We start from the raw sequence: 18567 nt of genomic DNA, 5'->3' as shown, positions 1-18567 counted from the left end.
ACTAATAAATTCAAAAGGAGGTGGAAACCTCATAAGAGGTAACCACACCTTTTGTAAAAGTAATATATGAATGATTAGCGACGGCTAATAATGTCGTGACCGTTGCGTAAGTATGTGCTACGAGAGTTTTTCAAGCTTGCAATGCGCTCTTCAGCTAGACGATCAGCTGCTACATAAGTTGCAATGCCATCGCGTTTTGAAATTTCGATTACTTTTGCAATTGTGTCATAAATTGATTCTACGCGTTTTAATGCACGTTCTCTATTGTATCCATATAACTCGTCTGCTACGTTAATTACGCCACCTGCATTAATTACATAGTCTGGTGCGTATACAATACCCATTTCATGAATGATGTCGCCGTGACGATCTTCTTTTAATTGGTTATTTGCAGAACCTGCAATTACTTTTGCTTTAAGTTGTGGAATAGTTTCGTCATTAACTGTTGCGCCTAATGCACATGGTGCGTAAATATCACATTCAACACCGTAAATTTCATTTGGCTCAACTGCTGTTGCACCGAATTCTTCTACTGCACGTTGTACAGCTTCTTTATTAATATCTGTAACGATTAGTTTTGCGCCTTCAGCGTGTAAATGTTTGCATAGGTGATATGCTACGTTACCAACACCTTGAACAGCAATTACTTTTCCTTCTAAATTATCAGTACCGAAAGCCTCTTTCGCAGCAGCTTTCATACCACGATAAACACCGTATGCAGTTACTGGAGATGGGTTACCAGAAGAACCGAATGATGGTGAAATACCTGTTACAAAGTCAGTTTCTTCGTGGATAATATCCATATCATCTACTGTTGTACCAACATCTTCAGCTGTAATGTAACGTCCGTTTAGTCCTTGAATGTAACGTCCTAATGCACGGAACATTGCTTCGCTCTTATCTTTACGTGGATCACCGATAATTACTGTTTTCGCACCACCTAAGTTTAAACCAGCTGCTGCGTTTTTGTATGTCATCCCTTTTGCAAGACGCAATGCATCTTCAATCGCCGCTTCTTCAGAATCATATGTCCACATTCTTGTTCCACCAAGAGCAGGTCCAAGTGTTGTATCATGAATTGCAATGATTGCTTTTAAACCTGATTCTTTATCTTGACAAAATACTACTTGTTCATAATCATATTTTTCTAAGTATTCGAAGATTTCTAATGCCATTGTCGTTTCCCCCTAATGTTTTACCCTATTTGGTTTATTTTGAAGCAGTGGCAACTGCCAATGCTAATGAATATACTTTTGTTTCTGCTGAATCAGCACGAGATGTTAAAACAATCGGTGCTTTTGCGCCAGCAATCATTGCTCCTACTTTTGCATCCGCAAAGTATACGAGTGATTTATATAGTACATTTCCAGCTTCAATTGTTGGGACGAGTAAAATGTCTGCCTTACCTGCTACATCACTTACTATGCCTTTATGTTCTGCTGCAATTTGTGATACTGCATTATCTAAAGCAAGTGGTCCATCAACGACACAATTTTTAATTTGTCCGCGGCGATTCATTTGAGTTAACATCGCTGCATCAATTGTCGCTTGCATCGCGGGATTCACAACCTCTACCGCTGCAATTGGTGCTACCTTCGGCAAATCAATTCCTATTGCCCGGGCAACTTCTACAGTATTTTGTATAATAGCAGCTTTTTGTGTTACATCAGGTGCAATGTTCATCGCTGCATCTGTAACAAAAATGAGACGATTGTAGTTTGGAACTTCAAATGCTGCAACGTGTGAAAGTACGCTACCTTTACGAAGTCCCCACTCTTTATTTAATACAGCTTTCAAAATATTTGCTGTTGGGATGTTCCCCTTCATAAGCACATCTGCTTCGCCATTTCTTACAGCTTTAACAGAAAGTTCTGCAGCCTCAGCACTTGACTGTGTTGCAATCACTTCAATATGTTCTGAAGTTTGTAAACTATGTTCTTGTAGCATCCCCATTATTTTTTCTTGATTTCCATATAGACGAAATTGAGCTAGCTGTAATGTAATTGCTTTCGCTACAGCTTCAATTACTTCATGATCTTCAGCTACTGCTACAGCCACAGTTTTTTTAGGCTGGCCTGCCGCTTGATCAATTAAGTGTTCTAACTTCATATTTTGTAATCAACCCTTTCCGTCGTCCCTCGTCTTTTTATTAAGCAAATACCGTGCCAACTTTTAAAAGTGGTCTTACCAATAATGAAAACGCATTCAAAACACAGTGAAATCAATACTTTAGGAAATAACAAAAGATTCTGTCTTATTTTGTCGCTTTTTGTATACCATGCAATAAATTGCATGGTACGCAATTTATTGCATGCTATTTTTTGCACACTCATATTTTTCTAGCTTGTAATATAAATTTCGAACCGAAATCCCTAACGCTCTGGCTGTTTGTGTTTTATTTCCACCAAATCTCTCTAAATATTCATGAATGATATTCCCTTCAAACTCCGTCACTAAATGCTCAAGTGGCTTTTCTTCTAACTCAGGCAATAAATGAGCTTGCTTTGACTCCACTTGCTCTTCGTTATGTAATGGTGGTAAATGTTGTACATCAATATAGGTCTCGTTATAATTCATAAAGATAATAGCTCTCCCCAAAATATTTTCAAGTTCCCTCACATTCCCTGGCCATTCATATGATTGTAAATATGAAATAGCAGAATTAGTGAGCCCCTCTATATTTCGGCCATAATCTTGGTTAATTTTTTGAATTAACCTGTCTGCGATTGCCGGTATATCCCCTTTACGCTGACGAAGAGATGGGATTTGAATTGGAATTTTATTTAATCGATAATATAAATCCTCCCTAAACTTCCCTTCTAGAATGGCTTTTTCTAAATTCACGTGCGTCGCTGCAATTACTCTGACATTGATAGGAATTGCCTTCGTTCCACCAACTTTTACAATTTCTTTCTCTTGCAAAACGCGAAGGAGTTTCGCTTGCGTATTTGCAGATAGTTCCCCTATTTCATCTAAAAAGATGCTGCCGTTATTCGCTTCCTCAAAGAATCCACGTTTTCCCCCTCTTTTCGCGCCAGAAAATGCCCCTTCCTCATAACCAAACAATTCACTTTCTAACAACGTCTCCGAAATAGCCGCACAGTTTACACGAACAAACTTATTATATTTCCGATTACTTCCATTATGGATAGCATGCGCAAACAATTCTTTACCTGTCCCCGACTCCCCGCGTAACAACACTGTTGCTGGTGTATTCGCCCCCAGTTTCGCCTGTTCAATAGCAGCCGTTGTTTCATCTGAATTTCCGACAATGTCATCAAATGAATATTTTGCTTCTAACGTTCGAATAATTTGCCTCGCTCGATTCAATTCATTTGTTAACTTTTGAATTTCTGATACATCACGAATTACACCAACGCTTCCTTTTAATATTCCATCTACAATGACCGGTGCTACGTTTACAATTACGTCTCGCTTTTTTTGGCCAATCTTCATATGTATTCCTCGTACCGCCCTACGTGTTCGAAGAACTTTCATATGCATACTTTCACCTTCTACAATATCGGTTGTAGCCGGCTTTCCAATAATGTCCTCTTCTGTTAAACCTGTTAATTTCGTATATGCAGGGTTAATTACTAATCCTCGACCTTTTTCATCCACGACCGAAATAGCTTCCTCAGACGAGTTAATAATCGCCTCAAGTAACGTTTGAATCTCCTTTAAATCTGTAACTTCTTCCGCAAGATCTACAACCTCTGTTATATCTTTAAAAATCGCAAATGCCCCTTGCACTTCTCCTCCCTCTTTTAATATTGGAATACGGGTTGTAATAATTTTCTTTCCATTCTCAAGCGTCAATTCATAATTTACTTCTATTTGTTTCGTACGTATAATACGAAGCAACTTACTAGTCGGAATAACTTCTAAAATATATTTCCCTACCGCATCTTCTTTTTTATACCCGATAATACGCTCTGCACTTTTATTAAATAGGCGAACTTGTCCCTCTCGATCAATCACAATCATACCGTCATGCGTAGAATTTAAAATCAAATCCCCTTGCTGCGTTTGCTCTTCTAACTTTCCAATTAAATTTTCCTTCTCATGTGCTAATCTCGTAACAATCTTTGCAATATCACCTGGTATAAGAAGAGTATCTTTATGCTTTCTCTTTAATAAATCTTTATGTAAATCATCGTCACCTGTCATATCAAACATTACATCAATGTGCATAGAAAGAAACGGAGTCACACTCTCTCCAATTGCAATCCCGTATTCCTTTGCCATCTGTAACCCTTTTGCTATCGGATTTATATCAATAATCCCTATAATTTGAAATATATTCGAACTCTGTAACAGACGCAGCAGTGTACTACCACCTTCACCTGCACCAACAATTAAAACTTTTTGTTTCATATATTACACTTCCTCTCGGAGTATCTCTGCAAAATTTTTCACACCCTTATCTTACTCGTTCAGCTCCCTCTTGACAAACCCCCTTTTCATATAACATCATTAAAATAAACAAAATAATCTGAAAAGGAGCGTTTATATGCAGCGTTACCTTGCTCTATTATTAGCACTCATCCCTATTTCATTAGCTGTGTTTGGCATTAAGTTAATGAGAGATACCGTATTCGGGATTTTATTTCCTCCACTCTCAATACTATGGTTACAATTTTTAATCGGGGCTCTCTGCTTCGCGCTCGGATTTTATATCTTTGGTGGTTTCGTCTTACACCGAGATCGTAAACGAAATAAAGTACAAGCTCGCTTTCGAAGATAGGATAGGAAATCTCTACTATTTACAAATAAAAAAATGAGACCGTTACAAGCGGTCTCATTTTTTTATTTGCAATAATGTTCTTGCCGTTTCAGGGTAATCCGTAATAATCGCCGAAATATTCATATCAAAATATTTACGCATAAGTGTTTCTTCATTAATTGTATAGGGCCGAACCTCTACATCACTTTCCATCGTTAGTTCGGCAACAGCATCTTGAAGATAACGATAATTAGGATGCACTGCTGTAGCCCCCATTTTTTTTGCATATGCCCACGGACTATGCAAACCTTCACGATATAAAATCGCTGTTTGAATATCTGGAGCCATCATATGACACCTTTTCATACTGTAATGATTAAATGAAGAAAATATAACACGATCTTCTAGATTAAATTTCCGTACAAGCGTTATAACTTCTTCTTCTAAACCTCTGTATGGAATTTTATTGTTTTTAAGTTCAATATTAAGTAGCAACTCTGTTTTTTCAATCCATTGTAACACTTCTTCTAAAAGAGGTATTTTACAAAATCCTACTTTATCACCAAATTTATAGCTCGCATCTAATTTACATAAATCCTCATATAAATAATTTCGAACCGCACCTTTTCCATTCGTTGTCCGGTTCACTGTTTCATCATGAATGACGACAACCTTTCCGTCTTTCGTTAATTGAACATCAAGCTCAATTCCATTTGCCTTAAAAGATTCAGCTGCTTCAAATGAAATCATCGTATTTTCTGGGTACGTTCCCGCTGCACCACGATGTGCAAATATAAGAGTCATCCTCACTCCCCCAATCTTATGCTATACTATACGAAAAAGGAGGTACTTCTATGAGACCATTACAAATTTCTCCAGACACTGCAGTCCGCCTATCAAAAGCACTAGGTGTTCCACTTGAACAACTTATGCATATGCCGCAGCACATTTTAATTCAAAAGTTAGTTGAATTAGAAAAACAAAATAAAGACGAAGAATAATACAGTCCTGTTTCACAGGACTTTTTATTATTTTCTATTATATCACGGATGACTTGCTTGCTAAAATCCCTCATCGGATATACCGTGATTCAATTTAACCTTCACTTCGAACATGTACAATAAAAAGACCAACGAATTCTAACATTCATTGGTCATTAATTAAAAAGTTCATTGGTTTTAAATTTACTATCAAGTATATATTTCAAGAATTATTAAAAACTTAAATCCCTTACTTCTTCTATTCTCAGCTAGCCTTATGTTCAAGTCTCAGCTTATCCGCAACCATTGCGATAAACTCAGAGTTCGTAGGTTTTGCTTTTGACATAGATACTGTATAACCATCACTATATCAAGGCATTGTATATTTCATAACAATTATTAAAAACTTCTATTTATTGGTTAGAAGTGTGGAATTTATCGCTTATCTCAATTTAATTGTATCATCTATCCAAAATACCTTCAATACTAAACCAAGAATCAGCCTTCCTAACAAATGTTATTTTTTGTATAGTTAATCCTTCATTTCCTTTTCCACATAATCTAATAGTTTACTTGCACTGACTTCTTCAATATAAAACCCTTTACTAAGCGATTCAATTTTCTCAAAAGTACTCTTACCTTGTTTTGCACTTATCTTTTTAGCACCGGAAGCACTAACATCATAATATAATTCTTGTTTCTCACCATAAATATCTTTATATTCCACTTTACAATACGTTTTAAATTCACCTTCACCTATCTCGAAGTGGTAATCACTTTTTTCTTTTTGTTTTTGTTCAAGGGGTTCCTTCAGTTTCGAAAATTCTCTTGTTACCTCTATTATCTTCTTGTTGTTTCCTTCTTTGAAGAATTTATTATCATACGTAACTATTTCCTTTTGCAAAGCCCCTGTTGTGAATCCAATGTAATAATTTTTTATAGGAACTATAATATGCTTTTCTGCCTCATCCTTACTATAATCCCATATACCAAAATCAAAGAAAGTAATCATCTTTGAATCAAAATCTTCCATTAATCCACCTTCATTGTGGACAGCTAAACTCTCTCTAATTGCAAAACCATTTTCATCGTTTGCATAATCCCTTTTAAAATTAATAAGAGGTCTTTTTTCAGCTTTTGTAATTTCCATCTGTTGTTTCATAATTTCATTTGTAGTATATGTTATTGCTACTGCACTAATGGAAACTAACAATGCCATAACAGCTATTATTGCTTGACCTAATTGATTTCTTGGCATAAAAGTCCAAAGTGTTCGTCGATTCTTTTTTTTCTGTTACTCAAATCCTTCATCTCCCATATATAATATCTAAAACCTATATTATAAGGAAGATATTATTTTTAAAAGCATTAAATTTAAAAATCTATATACTTACACATGCACTTTACTATTTATATAAACTCCAAAGTAAGAGTATCTGGTAAATAATTACGCCCTACAACTTTTCCATTTATGATGTCTTCAAAGAAATGTAATTTAACCTCAATTTCACCGTTATTCACCTGTATTTCTTTAATACTTTCGGTAATAATTCGGCAAACAAGTTGATTATTAACCTGAATAAGGTTGTTCAATATTTGTTCATCAACCGTCAAACCTTCACTTCTAATATTCTCAGGACAATATTCTAGCACCTTATAATACATTTGTGCTAAAAACATCTTGAAGTTGTATAACTCTATGTCATTCATATGTGCTACACAGGTATATAGATATCGTGCATCAATATACTTATATTTCACCTCATCATTAGTTGTATCATGTCCTTTTGGTCTTTGAGAATATACCCATTCATTAAACACTCTCATCCCCATTGCTAATTGTTGGAAAACCTCTCTGAAGAAACGCTTATTATCCCTATGAAATAACTCATCCTTCTGCAACACTTTTTCAATAATACAGTAATTAACCAATGGGTCTAACCATAGAGGATATTCCATGTATAACGTAGGAGTGAAAAAGTAATCTGGCGGTAAATCAAATATTGTTGTTGCCCTTAAAATATGTTCTAATGTCGGAAATGCCTTTCCCTCAAAGTAATCATCTATTTTATGCGTGTCAAATCCTAATAGTCTAGCAAATTCCAACTTATTATACTTATCTTGATATCTATAAATTTCATTTATTTTGTATGCAAATTCATTTGATGTAAAAACAAACTCTCCTTTCATATACTTATCAAGCTTTGCTGATAATGAATCCTCATCCATCCTATTACGTTCCAATATCATTAAATCTCGTTCTTTAAACTCATATTCATCCGCACTTTTTATTCGATGCCCAATTCTTTCAAAATCTTCTCTATTGGCATTTACACTTCTCGTATTTCTCCTCACATATATTGTATTTTCTTGTACAATTGCTTTTTTTGGTCCATTTAAAGTTCTTGGTGATACATTTATTTTTTCACCCTCATGAATATACATAATTCCAAGTGACACTACTTTGTCCTTTTGTTCATACTCAAAATAGAATAGACTAAACCTTATTGAATAACCTAATGTCGATTCAATTTTTTCGCCTAGATTTGCTTCATCTATCTCTTCTTTTACGCCCACCAATTCAATTGACCTATCCTTTACCCCCAAAAGTAAATACCCACCACCACTATTAGAAAAAGCTAGTACATCTTTTACAAACGAATAAAAATTCTCCTTTGATTTTACATGTAAATCCTCTTTAAAATCCCATCTGTCATCTTCTCTTCCTGTTCCATACATTTCAAAAAATTGATGTTTACTAACTGACACGATTACCTTTACTCCCCTCTATGTAAAAATATTCCTAAACTTAATATAGCATGTAAACAAAAAATCATCGATTTATCCCTATTAAAAAACATCTAATTTCACCTCTCTTAACTTCCCCTTTGCAGAATCAAGTATCCGTCTCACTCTTTCAGGATGATTTATCCCATGTAAACGCCCTAAGTCTCTATATGATAAATAAGGGCTTTCTATATACGTTGTTATTAAATCCACTTCAATACCATTACAATACTGTTTAATTAATAGTTTAATTTCTATATCACTCTCAATACGAAACGGTGAATCAATCTTTTCTAAATCTGCCATAAGGACAACATTTTGATGATTAGCCTTTCGCTTATCCGTCGTCAATTTCGATTTTACTAGGTTGCAACCTGTACATTCTAATGACTTTCTGATTTTTTCATACAGATAATACTCATCATTCCATGAATGTTCTCGACACACATGCCATAGCTTCTCCCAAAATACACTTTCAAAGTCATCTCGGGAAATCCGCTTATTTTTCCATGCATTTTCAAATTTATTGAGAGTTGTTTGAATGAACCATCCTATTAAATAATCATTAAAAATGATATGGAAGGCATCCTCTCCTTCTTCCAATCGAAGTAAAGCATACTTATTCCATGTCTTTTCTACTGCAAGCACCTGCTTTACTTTTTTATCATCATAAATTCGCTTTATTCGTTCTAGCTTATCTTCCTGCTGTATTTGAATGTGTGTTTTCTTTTCTCTTGTGTACAATCCCATGTTGCCGTCCCTCACTGATTTTTATAATTTTAAAAGTTTACTGTGACAAAATCATAAAAAATGTTGTATTTATGAATGTCTAAGAGGAGAAAGGAACTACCTCTTCCCTTTCTATTGGTCTCTACACACATAAAACGTGACACTAAACCTTAAAAAATCATTATTTATATGGACGGACGGCACTGAAATAAAAAAGACAAGGAACAATGTCCTCGTCTTTTTACCTTCCTCTATTCTGTTCTTCTACTTCTAACCAACATTTTATAAATTCTCTTAGCTTATTTGAAAATGCATCAATTGTTGTTAACCCCGCTTCTACCCCTTTCAAGCTATACCCTGATAACAAACCCACTAAATCCTCATCTACTAAAAAGTTCATCATATAAGCATTATTCCCACCTAGAATATATCTCTCTACAATTTTAGGGTTATCATCTTTTATTATGTATGCAATTGTTTCCCGTTCTGTCCCTAGTCCTTCTTTAATCATGCATTCATAAAACTCCTTTTGTGTTATTCCTAAGCTTTCAAAATCAACCTTACAATATATTACTTTCTCCATAATTAACCTCCACCAACTTTTATATTTTTATAGTATATACATCTCCATATTAAGCTTAAATATTTACTTTATTCTACCTTATCCTTAAAGATTCACTTTAATGAAGTTTGCATATATATTTCCCCTTGAATTCGCCCATTGAAAATATCGAAATATAAAAAGCAAAATATTTTTTGGGTGGATAATATCCAAAAGTAATAAAATCCACGAATTAAATTGCAGCTTCTTGTAATACTTCTTGGGCATCTTTCATAATAGCAGAAACGTCAACCCCACTATTCACACATATCCCTACCATTGCAGGAATGATTATATTAAATTCTTCATACTTAATAACACTTATATATGAAGCCCTAGGATTACTTTTTCTTGCGTTAGTTCTTCGAGACTTTAAATTAATCCCTTTCTCCAACTTGTTTACAAGATGACGGCGAAGGTCTATCCACCCCTTATTTGTACTAATTGTACCGTAAACCACTTCAGAATAATGGTTAACAAGTTTACGAAGAAATGTTCTAGGGTCTTTATAATACACTTCCTCTTTCCCTAATACTTTAATTACCGTTTGTTGTTCTTGTAGCTTGTTCTCCATCTCAGTAATATGACGATTTTTAAACTCAATTAACTTTTCAGAAGCATGTGCCAATCCGTTTATATCCCCCATCATTAGGGCTTTTTCCACAGCAATTTTTAACGCTTGTTCTTCGTTAATGTCCGCGACTTTAACTTCTTGCGTCGTTTTCTCTTCGATGTTTAAAAGTTGGGTGCGAACTTCTTTCGCAATAGCTGAATCGCGAAGCAACATTCCAACACGTAAGATTGCACGACGTGGGAAAAGGTTTGTTTTGTTCATTCCTACACCATATCCTCGTAACATTTGGTAATCATTAGGGGTTTCTTTGAGAAACTCCTTAATTTCTTTACGTTTATACGCCTTTAAGCCGTCTGCATCAAGTTCGTCCTTGTGGTCGAAAACTATATTTTTAATCGTTTGACTATCCACTTCGTAAAAATTCGCAACCTGTCGAGTAGTCGCCATTTCTAGATTAGGTAATAATAGCAAACCTTTCACCTTTTCCAATACGTCCACACGGTTCATATGAGATTCACGAACGTTAGCGTCAAGAATAAATGTTTCTTCATTTTTGATTAAATTTGTCATAATAAAATTCCTCCGAAAGTGTTTAATTTTTTATTTACACTTTCTATTGGTCCGTTGTCCCACGTTTTGTGACATATAAATTATGATTATTTTAGATTTTTATTTTAAGGTGTCTAGTGTTCGTTTTAAAAGTTTCGGAATGAAAATACAATCTGAAATAGGGTACCAGTGTATTAATAGCATTACTAAAATACCAAGTAAAACAGAAGATATCGGTAAAAAGTGTTTTATCATTTCATTGACGCCGACAATTAAAGCCGCAATAACTCCTAATTCAATCATGAGTATGTTTCCTCTTTTAATTAATTCTTTTATTACTTTAAATTCTTTTAAATTATTAAGTTCTTTTAGTAGCACCCCGCCCGTTACCTATTTCAAGGTGTCCAAGTCACTCCACCTGTTACCTATTAAATTTCAACTAGTGACGGTGGGTGTTACCTATTCATTAAACTTTTTTAACCCAAGCACCATAATTCGAGAAGTTTTCTTTTGCCTTTGTCAACGTTTCATTTAAACACACTTCACTGTTAAAATCGTCAATGACAACTCGATAAGCTTGTGTTGGTGGTGTTACTTTTTTCAATCCAAAGAAATTTCTTTCGGTTCATTTTTGTAAGGCATATCGTGATTCGTAAAAAGTAGAAAAAAAACGATTCCAACAGGCTTCCCTTTATTCGTTATATACAAGAAAACAAAAACACTCCCCAAAATATAGGAAAAAACTATGAAGATACAGATTCTCATTTCGGCATAATTTTTTGTTGTAAATTTTTTTACCAGCTATCGGCTTCCTAACTTGGGCGTATTTTATTTTGTGTATTTTCGACAGCTAGTATCCCCCACTATATACCTCCCGTCTCCCGTATACCCCATCGACTTTTCATTTTCTTATAAATTTACAAATATATTTTGTTGAATTAATCGATTGAGGAAGATTCGTGAATCAAGAAAAATGAAAGAAGAAATTGAAAATTAATATTCAAAACAAAGTAATTCAAATAGATGAAATGATGAAAGGTTTGAATGAAGATAAATTCTTAATACAAATTGAAAACATTTCTAGCAATGAACAAACATTCATTATCAGTTCGTAAGATTCATTGTGCTAATCATGTTAAGTAATAGAGGTAACGATACATACGTTAGATGCGTGTGATTACATCGTATGGTGGTGCTGTGTCGTGTAACACCAACATACATATCCATTCATATTGGTACTACAAGGATTGTATACAACAGTGAATAGGAATGTGTGAAGCGTATCTGTGCCATACGTGTTCATGTTACCTAATACAATACCTGTCGTTTAACAATAACGTGCGTGTCATGGATGTGTGGCGTTATCCTCTATGTCCCCTTAAAAGAAATGCCCCCTATTAAATAAGTACCGCCCTTCGAAACGGTAGCCCCTTGTTTAAAATAGCCCGTCTTCAAAATAAAGGTAGCCGCACAAACTTGCAAGAACATAGAAGGATATAAAACACCGCCCCTTTTAATTTACCGAACGTCCATTAGGGCAGGAGATTTCGGACACTTTGTCCTTTGTTGATTCCATGCGGTTTGCAACGTCCATTTGACATGTCCATTTTCTTATCGTACAATTAGGACAGAATAAAGGACATCGGGAGGACATTACATATGATTATTGGATACGCAAGGGTTAGTACGGTAGAACAGAATTTGGACGCACAATTAAAAGCACTGGAAGAAGCAGGGGCTACGAAAATATACCAAGATAAGAAGTCAGGAAAAGATATGCACCGTGAAGGATTACAAGAAATGCTTTCTACGTTAAAAGCGGGGGACACTTTGGTCATTACAAAGATTGATAGAATCGCTAGAACAATTAAAGGTGGCATTGAATTAATCGAAGAATTAACTTCGAAAGGAATCAAATTACACATTCTTAATATGGGCTTATTCGACGGTTCTCCTACGTCCAAACTAATCATGAATGTTTTACTATCTGTTGCTGAATTCGAACGTGAGATAATGCTAGAACGTCAACGTGAGGGCATTGCAATTGCGAAGGCAAACGGCAAATATAAGACGAAGCCGAAAAAATACCATGATAACAATCCAGGATTAAATGAAGCATTGGAGAAACTAGCAAACCGCAAAACAAATGGGAAGACGGTTAAACAAATATGCGAAGAGAATAACGTAACTCGTTCATCACTATATGCAATCGCAAAGGAAAGAGGGATTCTGTGAACAGGATTCTTTTTTTATGTCCAATTTGTAATGCCTTCACGACACCATAATTCAATAGAATATATTCCCAACATTATATTTCCATTGATAGCTGAATGACGGATAAAGCCAGCAATGACGCGGGTTATTGTGGGATTTGTTCTCATTTTTCGTAACTATATTTAGTGCGTATTTGGGCGGTTACGTGGACTTGTACAAGTGTTTTAAAGCGTCTAGGGCGTCTGTGTGCGTGTTGTAAAACCACCCAAGTAAATTAAGAAAAAGAAGCCCTACAACGTATTTAAACGTCATAGGGCTTCGCTGTGATACTTATTTGATTGTACTTGCGTATTGTTGTGCCGGATAAGAGAGTGTCCCCATATACAACGAATCGCCTACTTCATTAACGGTAGGGTCAAATAACGCCTTGAAGTGATTACCACGCTGAATACTACTATCTAAATCAATAATATGATTACCGCGGATATCGACCTCACGAAGACCTAGACGTTCGTTAAGCTGACGGTATTTCAATAATTCGGATGAAGCTTTGCCAAATTCATCATGGTACTGAATTACCTTTTGTAAGTATGCTAATTTTGCACCTTTCAATTCTTTCTCTAGTTCCGCTTCTCTATTGCGGATACCATTTACAATAGATTGTGTTTCCTTTTGTACTTCATCACGAAGTCCAGTTAAAGCATTTTGTAATAACCCATCAAAATCACGAAGCATGGTCACCACTTGGTCGCGTGTAACGAGTAATGCATCAAGGTCGTTCTTTAATCGTGTGTTAACGCTGCCATCATTCATTACAGCGTTCTGAAAATCGGCTTCTACTTCGCCCTGCATGTAACGGATATCCTCATCCAATTTCACAAGTTGGTTTTGTAACTCCAATCGTTTACCTTCGTACTTCTCAATAATCTCATTTGCTTGTTCTAATGTTGTTTTAATTCCCATAATTCCATGTCCCCCTATAAATTTAGTGCCGCGTCTATTTGTGCGTAGATATCCGGCGTTATTTCTTTCGTAACGTTCAATTCTTGTTTCACGTTAACTTCTTCATTCTTCAATTTTCCAGTAACCTGCATAAACAATTTTGCGTGTTGGAACGACCCTTTATTTGCTTTATCAATGACCGTTTCCATTATTTCTTCATACGCTTGGTCAATGAGTTTCTGACGCAATTCCTTTTCAATTTGACGACCTTCTTCACAATCTCTATACGCGAACAAGGTACGACGATTAATACCAAGCGATTCGGCAATCCTAGAATAGCTTTCGCCACTTCGCTTTCTGTAAAAGGCTTCTGTCACAAAGTCCTTTTGTTGCTGTGTTAATTGTTTACTCATTTGATGTGATACCCCCGTGTTTTTGGACTACATACAAGTTAATTACGAGTATTTCGTCTAAATCCAAGTGCATGCTTTGCAATGCCCGTATGATGCGGAAATTGGCTAGTTTAGTGATTCTACGGCGACCTGTCTCGAATTTATGTAATGAGGATTGTTTAACCCCACTGATTTCGGCTAGTTCTCTACAAGACACACCTTTTAAAGAACGGAAGAATCTGATTGATTTGCCGTGTAACATAATATCTAACGTTTTATTTTTTTCCATGATATGACCTCCAATGTGTATGTGAAATTTAATTTGATTGTTGTTTGAAATAGAAAAAGGACGCCGAATATCGACGCCCACTTTTAGGTAGGAACACAACTTGATAGCTGTATCTGAAAAGATTGGCAAAGTAAGGGAAGCTAGAAAACTTTCCCTAACCTTATACCCTTCTAAACCAGTGTTTTACCAAAGGAATTAGACAGATTGGGATATTTATTTTCAAAAAAGAAACCCACGACAAAAAGCCGCGGGCAAAAGAAGGAAACTATTTAACTAACAGCAGCAAAAGAGGAAGCAACTCTTATCATTTATCGTATAGTTTGTTGAAAAAAGAGTTAATTAATCTTCTTTTTAACAACGTCAAGGACGATAGTCCCAATGAGACCTTTAGGTCGAATTGTATCTTTTATCTTTAATAACGGTTTATCGTAAGATGAACAGACTCCCCCTTCTCTTTACTACCGTTTGCTTCTTGCCTTTTGGTCTTGACGCTTTTTCTCTTTTTATCTCTCGTTATAAACTCCTTATCCAATCCTCTCGTCTCTTTTTCAATTCCACTTTACTAGCTGACTCATTCCCCTCAACATTTCCAATTGGGTTATATAAGTTAATAGCGTATATTTCATAAATTTTTCGGTCTTTTCTATCACAATAAAACACATCAATAGAATGAAATACATGACAAAACCTCTTTGTAGTACCACTTTTACCAGCCATATGTTCAGTAAGCCTTTTCCTTAAATACAAAGCCTCTCCAATGTAAACAATTCTCCCACTTGAATCCCTCATGAAATAAACCCCTGAATCCGAGTTTACTTTATGAATGCCTGATACAGGAATACTTAAAGAACTCTTAGGAATATCAATCTTTATCAAAATTATTCCCCTCATTTCCAATCTAGTTTTCTTCATAACCTAATTCTATGATATACTCATTATAAGTTAGGGAATAACTCCCCTTCTATGTACTTATTTTATTTATCTATTCATTTTGACGTTTGGTTCTTTAAAACTAAGCGTCCTTTTTTCGTTTCCCCTATATGGTTCTCACTCTTCATTTCGTATAATTACTACCGCACTTCACTTCGTTTCGTTTGCTGAACCCTTTCTGTTTCATGCGTTTTCCACTACGTTCCACCCCCCTGAATACTCAAGTGTCTACGTCCTCCACCATTCTAATTAACATCATCTATATTTCATTTTCAATCTCTTTTAATCTTTTAAAACCCATTAAAAAGGTCTTGATTTTTAGGTCTTACGCTTTTCATACTGGCTTAGATGCCGAGGTCTCGAATTGAGATTGGTTGCATTGGCTACGTCCAGTTATAGCTAGGACAACTACTATACTATTCGTCTATAGCATATCGCCGCTTACGAGTAACTGATTAACTTCAGTCGTACAACCATGTCTTATTTCGCCCCCACTCTTTTCCATTAATTTCTTGGTTGTCATCGTTATTAGGTTTTACGTACCGTAGGCTTTCTTTGATGCAAGGTTTATTAATTTTAGAAGATACTAAATGCTAATAGTTAATATTACGTAAGGTTTCATAATATATTGTTGCGTAGTATTACCTTCTTTTCCTTCTTATACAGTAATAAATACAATATTTTTCGTTAGTTTGTCACATTAATTAATAGCAAATTAAAAATTATTTTTCCTGTATAATTACAACTATACTTTTACACTAAGTTCAGCATCTATTACTGAGTATAAAACAGCATGTTTAATCATATATTTACGATTTGAATATGCTTTAATTAATACTTGAAATAAACAAAAAAGCATGGATATTTATATCCATGCTAACTACCTTACTCCTTAAATGACACGTGTTAAAATTCTATTTTTATTTTCTACCAAATCTAAATCTTCGTTTTCCTTTCTTTTCAAAAGCAATCCTCCCTCTCCACACCTTTCTTACTTTTTTGGTGCATTTTTAGCCTTCACTTTTCGTTCAATTTGTAAATATATCTCCTCAAAAAACCTAGAAACCGCCTTAATAAATTCAGCACAAACTTTTTCTTCAAGATATATATCGTCTTGTTGAAGACTAACACCCTCGCTAGTTAGGCGTCCCACAGCTGCTTGTAATGACTGAAGTTTATTTCCTTTTTTGTAATATTGATTATTAATGTTTCCACGGCTATGAATGATACAATTTCGAACTTCACGAAAATCATTGATTATTTGCCATTCTTGTTGTAAACCAGAAAAATCTATTTTTACAGAAGACTCTAGACCATCCTCCTTGGCTGATTGGATATAGTCCAGCTTTGTAGGAGATAATCCTAATGCAGCTTCAGCTTTTCTACAAGCATCAAGAGACCATTCTTCCGTATAACTATATATACTTGTAAGCAATGAATATCTAGCTATTTGTGGAAATACCTGTTCGTATTTCCGGTATTCTTCAAATTTTTCGGGTTTAAGGTGTTCGATACGTTCTCCTGTCGACATTCGTCTTTCTTCAATAAATCCCCCGCCATTTAATTTATTCTTGAATGTACCCTCCACCTCTTCTATATAACTTAGTAATTCTTGTAACGTTTGCTTTATCATATATTCGTAGTATTGACTACCTTCTTCCATTTCAGGAATCACTTTTAAAGCAACGATATTCCTTGCATATTGTAGAGATATCTCTTTCCCTGCCATAATTCTCCCACCTCATATCAAATTTCGAATTTTAATTCACCTTTTACAAACTGGCAACTATTTTTCCTTTCTCTCGCTGGTACTCAAATGTATCAAATAAAAAAGCAACCAACGTCTTAGTAGCATTAACGACTAATAACGCATGATGTAGACTCAAGTTTGAATTATTTGAATGGGCGTCCCCTACTTTATTTCGAATCATATTTAATCCAGTAACCACACTAACCAGTCCACTTATCACTTCTTTTAATGGTTTCGCTAGTTTTTCATCACTGGGGTCTAGATTTAAACATTTTTGTACTTTCTTTAATAAATTCGGCAAACTTTCATTACCAACTACTTCTTCACCGGTAATATTAAATATAATTTCTTTAAAGACGCCTTCAATTAATCTTCGTGCCCTTGTTATAGCACCTGAATAATCTCCGTCGTCTATTCTTTTATCACATTGTTTTAAATCCTCTACTATGTGTTCATACGTTAATTCATTAGGAATATCACATTCAATTTTTATTATCTGAACTTCTAAGCATTGTTCTTCTAAATGGTCTAATACAGGATTAAACATATTTGCTATCTCTCCAAATACTTGATGAACCTTGTAATTAGAATACTTAGGATTCTGCCACACAGAATATATAAACTCTCTAACACTCCGGCTATCAGTAAATTCTTGGGGCAAATTCAATTTTAACTCTTTGTATACCCTACCCACTATTATTCTAGCCTCTCTATATTCCTCATCAGTTAAATATCCATTAAAATTAAAATCATAATCCTCGTACTCAAAATCAATATACTCTTCATATGTATTAATTAATGCATCTTTACAATTAGCCAATATTGAAACCGTATTATTCTTCATAATTATCTTCCAATCCCCCTATACATTAACCTCCTTTAATTTTACCATATTTTACTTTTTATTCATTCCTTATATTTTTTAAAACATTAATTAGACACATTGACTTTGGTGGTCTGTCCTTCATCATGGGATGAGGATACAGGACAACGGCTAGGGCATAGAATGACTACCTTATATCGCATAAGTAAGAAGGTTAATGCGATATAAAGCAGACGTTCATTGTCACTTCTCATGGTCTATCGGGTTAAGGAATCCGTATA

19 protein-coding genes and 1 pseudogene are annotated in these 18567 nt (G+C 34.9%); 3 read left to right on the top strand and 17 right to left on the bottom strand.

Features of this window, described 5'->3' with window-relative positions; translation table 11 throughout:
- Positions 1 to 74: 74 nt before the first annotated feature.
- The 3 genes from QCI73_RS06815 to QCI73_RS06805 all read right to left on the bottom strand — a co-directional run bounded on the left by QCI73_RS06815 (position 75) and on the right by QCI73_RS06805 (position 4377).
- Positions 75 to 1175, bottom strand: a complete 1101-nt coding sequence (locus QCI73_RS06815; protein WP_001162675.1) for a leucine dehydrogenase — start codon at positions 1173 to 1175, stop codon at positions 75 to 77.
- Between the two features lie 34 nt (positions 1176 to 1209).
- Positions 1210 to 2109, bottom strand: coding sequence for a phosphate butyryltransferase (gene yqiS, locus QCI73_RS06810; RefSeq protein ID WP_000763079.1), 900 nt, complete (start codon positions 2107 to 2109; stop codon positions 1210 to 1212).
- 195 nt (positions 2110 to 2304) lie between these two features.
- Complete coding sequence (locus QCI73_RS06805) at positions 2305 to 4377, bottom strand: sigma-54 interaction domain-containing protein (RefSeq protein ID WP_353822685.1); 2073 nt, start codon at positions 4375 to 4377, stop codon at positions 2305 to 2307.
- 136 nt (positions 4378 to 4513) lie between these two features.
- Here QCI73_RS06805 and QCI73_RS06800 point away from each other — a divergent pair, with 136 nt between their 5' ends.
- The gene (locus QCI73_RS06800) at positions 4514 to 4747 is read left to right on the top strand and encodes a DUF2627 domain-containing protein (RefSeq protein ID WP_001190187.1); all 234 of its coding nucleotides are present in this window, start codon (positions 4514 to 4516) and stop codon (positions 4745 to 4747) included.
- Between the two features lie 54 nt (positions 4748 to 4801).
- Here QCI73_RS06800 and QCI73_RS06795 read toward each other — a convergent pair whose 3' ends face one another.
- A complete protein-coding gene (locus tag QCI73_RS06795) occupies positions 4802 to 5530 on the bottom strand; it encodes a glycerophosphodiester phosphodiesterase (RefSeq protein WP_353822684.1) in 729 nt (242 codons plus the stop codon).
- 50 nt (positions 5531 to 5580) lie between these two features.
- Here QCI73_RS06795 and QCI73_RS06790 point away from each other — a divergent pair, with 50 nt between their 5' ends.
- Entirely contained in the window at positions 5581 to 5727 is a 147-nt protein-coding gene (locus QCI73_RS06790; protein ID WP_001247671.1) for a YycC family protein, read from the top strand.
- Positions 5728 to 5971: 244 nt separating this feature from the next.
- On the opposite strand, the pseudogene QCI73_RS06785 reads toward QCI73_RS06790, so the two are convergent.
- The 7 genes and pseudogenes from QCI73_RS06785 to QCI73_RS06755 all read right to left on the bottom strand — a co-directional run.
- Positions 5972 to 6067, bottom strand: a pseudogene (locus tag QCI73_RS06785) (sporulation initiation factor Spo0A C-terminal domain-containing protein); the annotation flags it as partial.
- A gap of 171 nt (positions 6068 to 6238) precedes the next feature.
- Complete coding sequence (locus QCI73_RS06780; protein WP_230305641.1) at positions 6239 to 6964, bottom strand: hypothetical protein; 726 nt, start codon at positions 6962 to 6964, stop codon at positions 6239 to 6241.
- Between the two features lie 152 nt (positions 6965 to 7116).
- Positions 7117 to 8475 carry an ATP-binding protein gene (locus QCI73_RS06775; RefSeq protein ID WP_353822683.1) on the bottom strand — a complete coding sequence of 453 codons (1359 nt, stop codon included), beginning with the start codon at positions 8473 to 8475 and terminating at the stop codon, positions 7117 to 7119.
- Positions 8476 to 8556: 81 nt separating this feature from the next.
- A complete protein-coding gene (locus QCI73_RS06770; protein WP_353822682.1) occupies positions 8557 to 9243 on the bottom strand; it encodes a sigma-70 family RNA polymerase sigma factor in 687 nt (228 codons plus the stop codon).
- Between the two features lie 220 nt (positions 9244 to 9463).
- Positions 9464 to 9805: a hypothetical protein gene (locus QCI73_RS06765; protein WP_353822681.1), complete on the bottom strand. Its 342-nt coding sequence runs from the start codon at positions 9803 to 9805 to the stop codon at positions 9464 to 9466.
- A gap of 211 nt (positions 9806 to 10016) precedes the next feature.
- Positions 10017 to 10967: a hypothetical protein gene (locus QCI73_RS06760; RefSeq protein WP_175251386.1), complete on the bottom strand. Its 951-nt coding sequence runs from the start codon at positions 10965 to 10967 to the stop codon at positions 10017 to 10019.
- Between the two features lie 99 nt (positions 10968 to 11066).
- Positions 11067 to 11249 (bottom strand): hypothetical protein, encoded by a 183-nt coding sequence (locus QCI73_RS06755; RefSeq protein ID WP_353822680.1) that lies wholly within the window; start codon positions 11247 to 11249, stop codon positions 11067 to 11069.
- Between the two features lie 1356 nt (positions 11250 to 12605).
- On the opposite strand from QCI73_RS06755, the gene QCI73_RS06750 reads away from it, so the two are divergent.
- The gene (locus tag QCI73_RS06750) at positions 12606 to 13181 is read left to right on the top strand and encodes a recombinase family protein (protein WP_353822679.1); all 576 of its coding nucleotides are present in this window, start codon (positions 12606 to 12608) and stop codon (positions 13179 to 13181) included.
- A gap of 309 nt (positions 13182 to 13490) precedes the next feature.
- Here QCI73_RS06750 and QCI73_RS06745 read toward each other — a convergent pair whose 3' ends face one another.
- The 6 genes from QCI73_RS06745 to QCI73_RS06720 form a co-directional block, all read right to left on the bottom strand.
- The gene (locus QCI73_RS06745) at positions 13491 to 14123 is read right to left on the bottom strand and encodes a hypothetical protein (protein WP_353822678.1); all 633 of its coding nucleotides are present in this window, start codon (positions 14121 to 14123) and stop codon (positions 13491 to 13493) included.
- 14 nt (positions 14124 to 14137) lie between these two features.
- Positions 14138 to 14515 carry a phBC6A51 family helix-turn-helix protein gene (locus QCI73_RS06740; protein WP_353822677.1) on the bottom strand — a complete coding sequence of 126 codons (378 nt, stop codon included), beginning with the start codon at positions 14513 to 14515 and terminating at the stop codon, positions 14138 to 14140.
- A complete protein-coding gene (locus QCI73_RS06735) occupies positions 14508 to 14783 on the bottom strand; it encodes a helix-turn-helix domain-containing protein (RefSeq protein ID WP_353822676.1) in 276 nt (91 codons plus the stop codon). The genes QCI73_RS06740 and QCI73_RS06735 overlap by 8 nt, the downstream gene beginning before the upstream one ends.
- 513 nt (positions 14784 to 15296) lie before the next feature.
- Positions 15297 to 15659: a GIY-YIG nuclease family protein gene (locus QCI73_RS06730; protein ID WP_353822675.1), complete on the bottom strand. Its 363-nt coding sequence runs from the start codon at positions 15657 to 15659 to the stop codon at positions 15297 to 15299.
- A gap of 1045 nt (positions 15660 to 16704) precedes the next feature.
- Complete coding sequence (locus tag QCI73_RS06725; RefSeq protein ID WP_061535590.1) at positions 16705 to 17442, bottom strand: hypothetical protein; 738 nt, start codon at positions 17440 to 17442, stop codon at positions 16705 to 16707.
- A 43-nt stretch (positions 17443 to 17485) separates the two neighbouring features.
- A complete protein-coding gene (locus QCI73_RS06720) occupies positions 17486 to 18307 on the bottom strand; it encodes an abortive infection family protein (RefSeq protein WP_061535591.1) in 822 nt (273 codons plus the stop codon).
- Positions 18308 to 18567: the final 260 nt, after the last annotated feature.

This window comes from Bacillus cereus group sp. MG16 (assembly GCF_040459875.1).
GTDB lineage: Bacteria > Bacillota > Bacilli > Bacillales > Bacillaceae_G > Bacillus_A > Bacillus_A paranthracis.
Note: the sequence above shows the minus strand (reverse complement) of the source record. Positions and strands in the feature narration are given on the sequence as shown.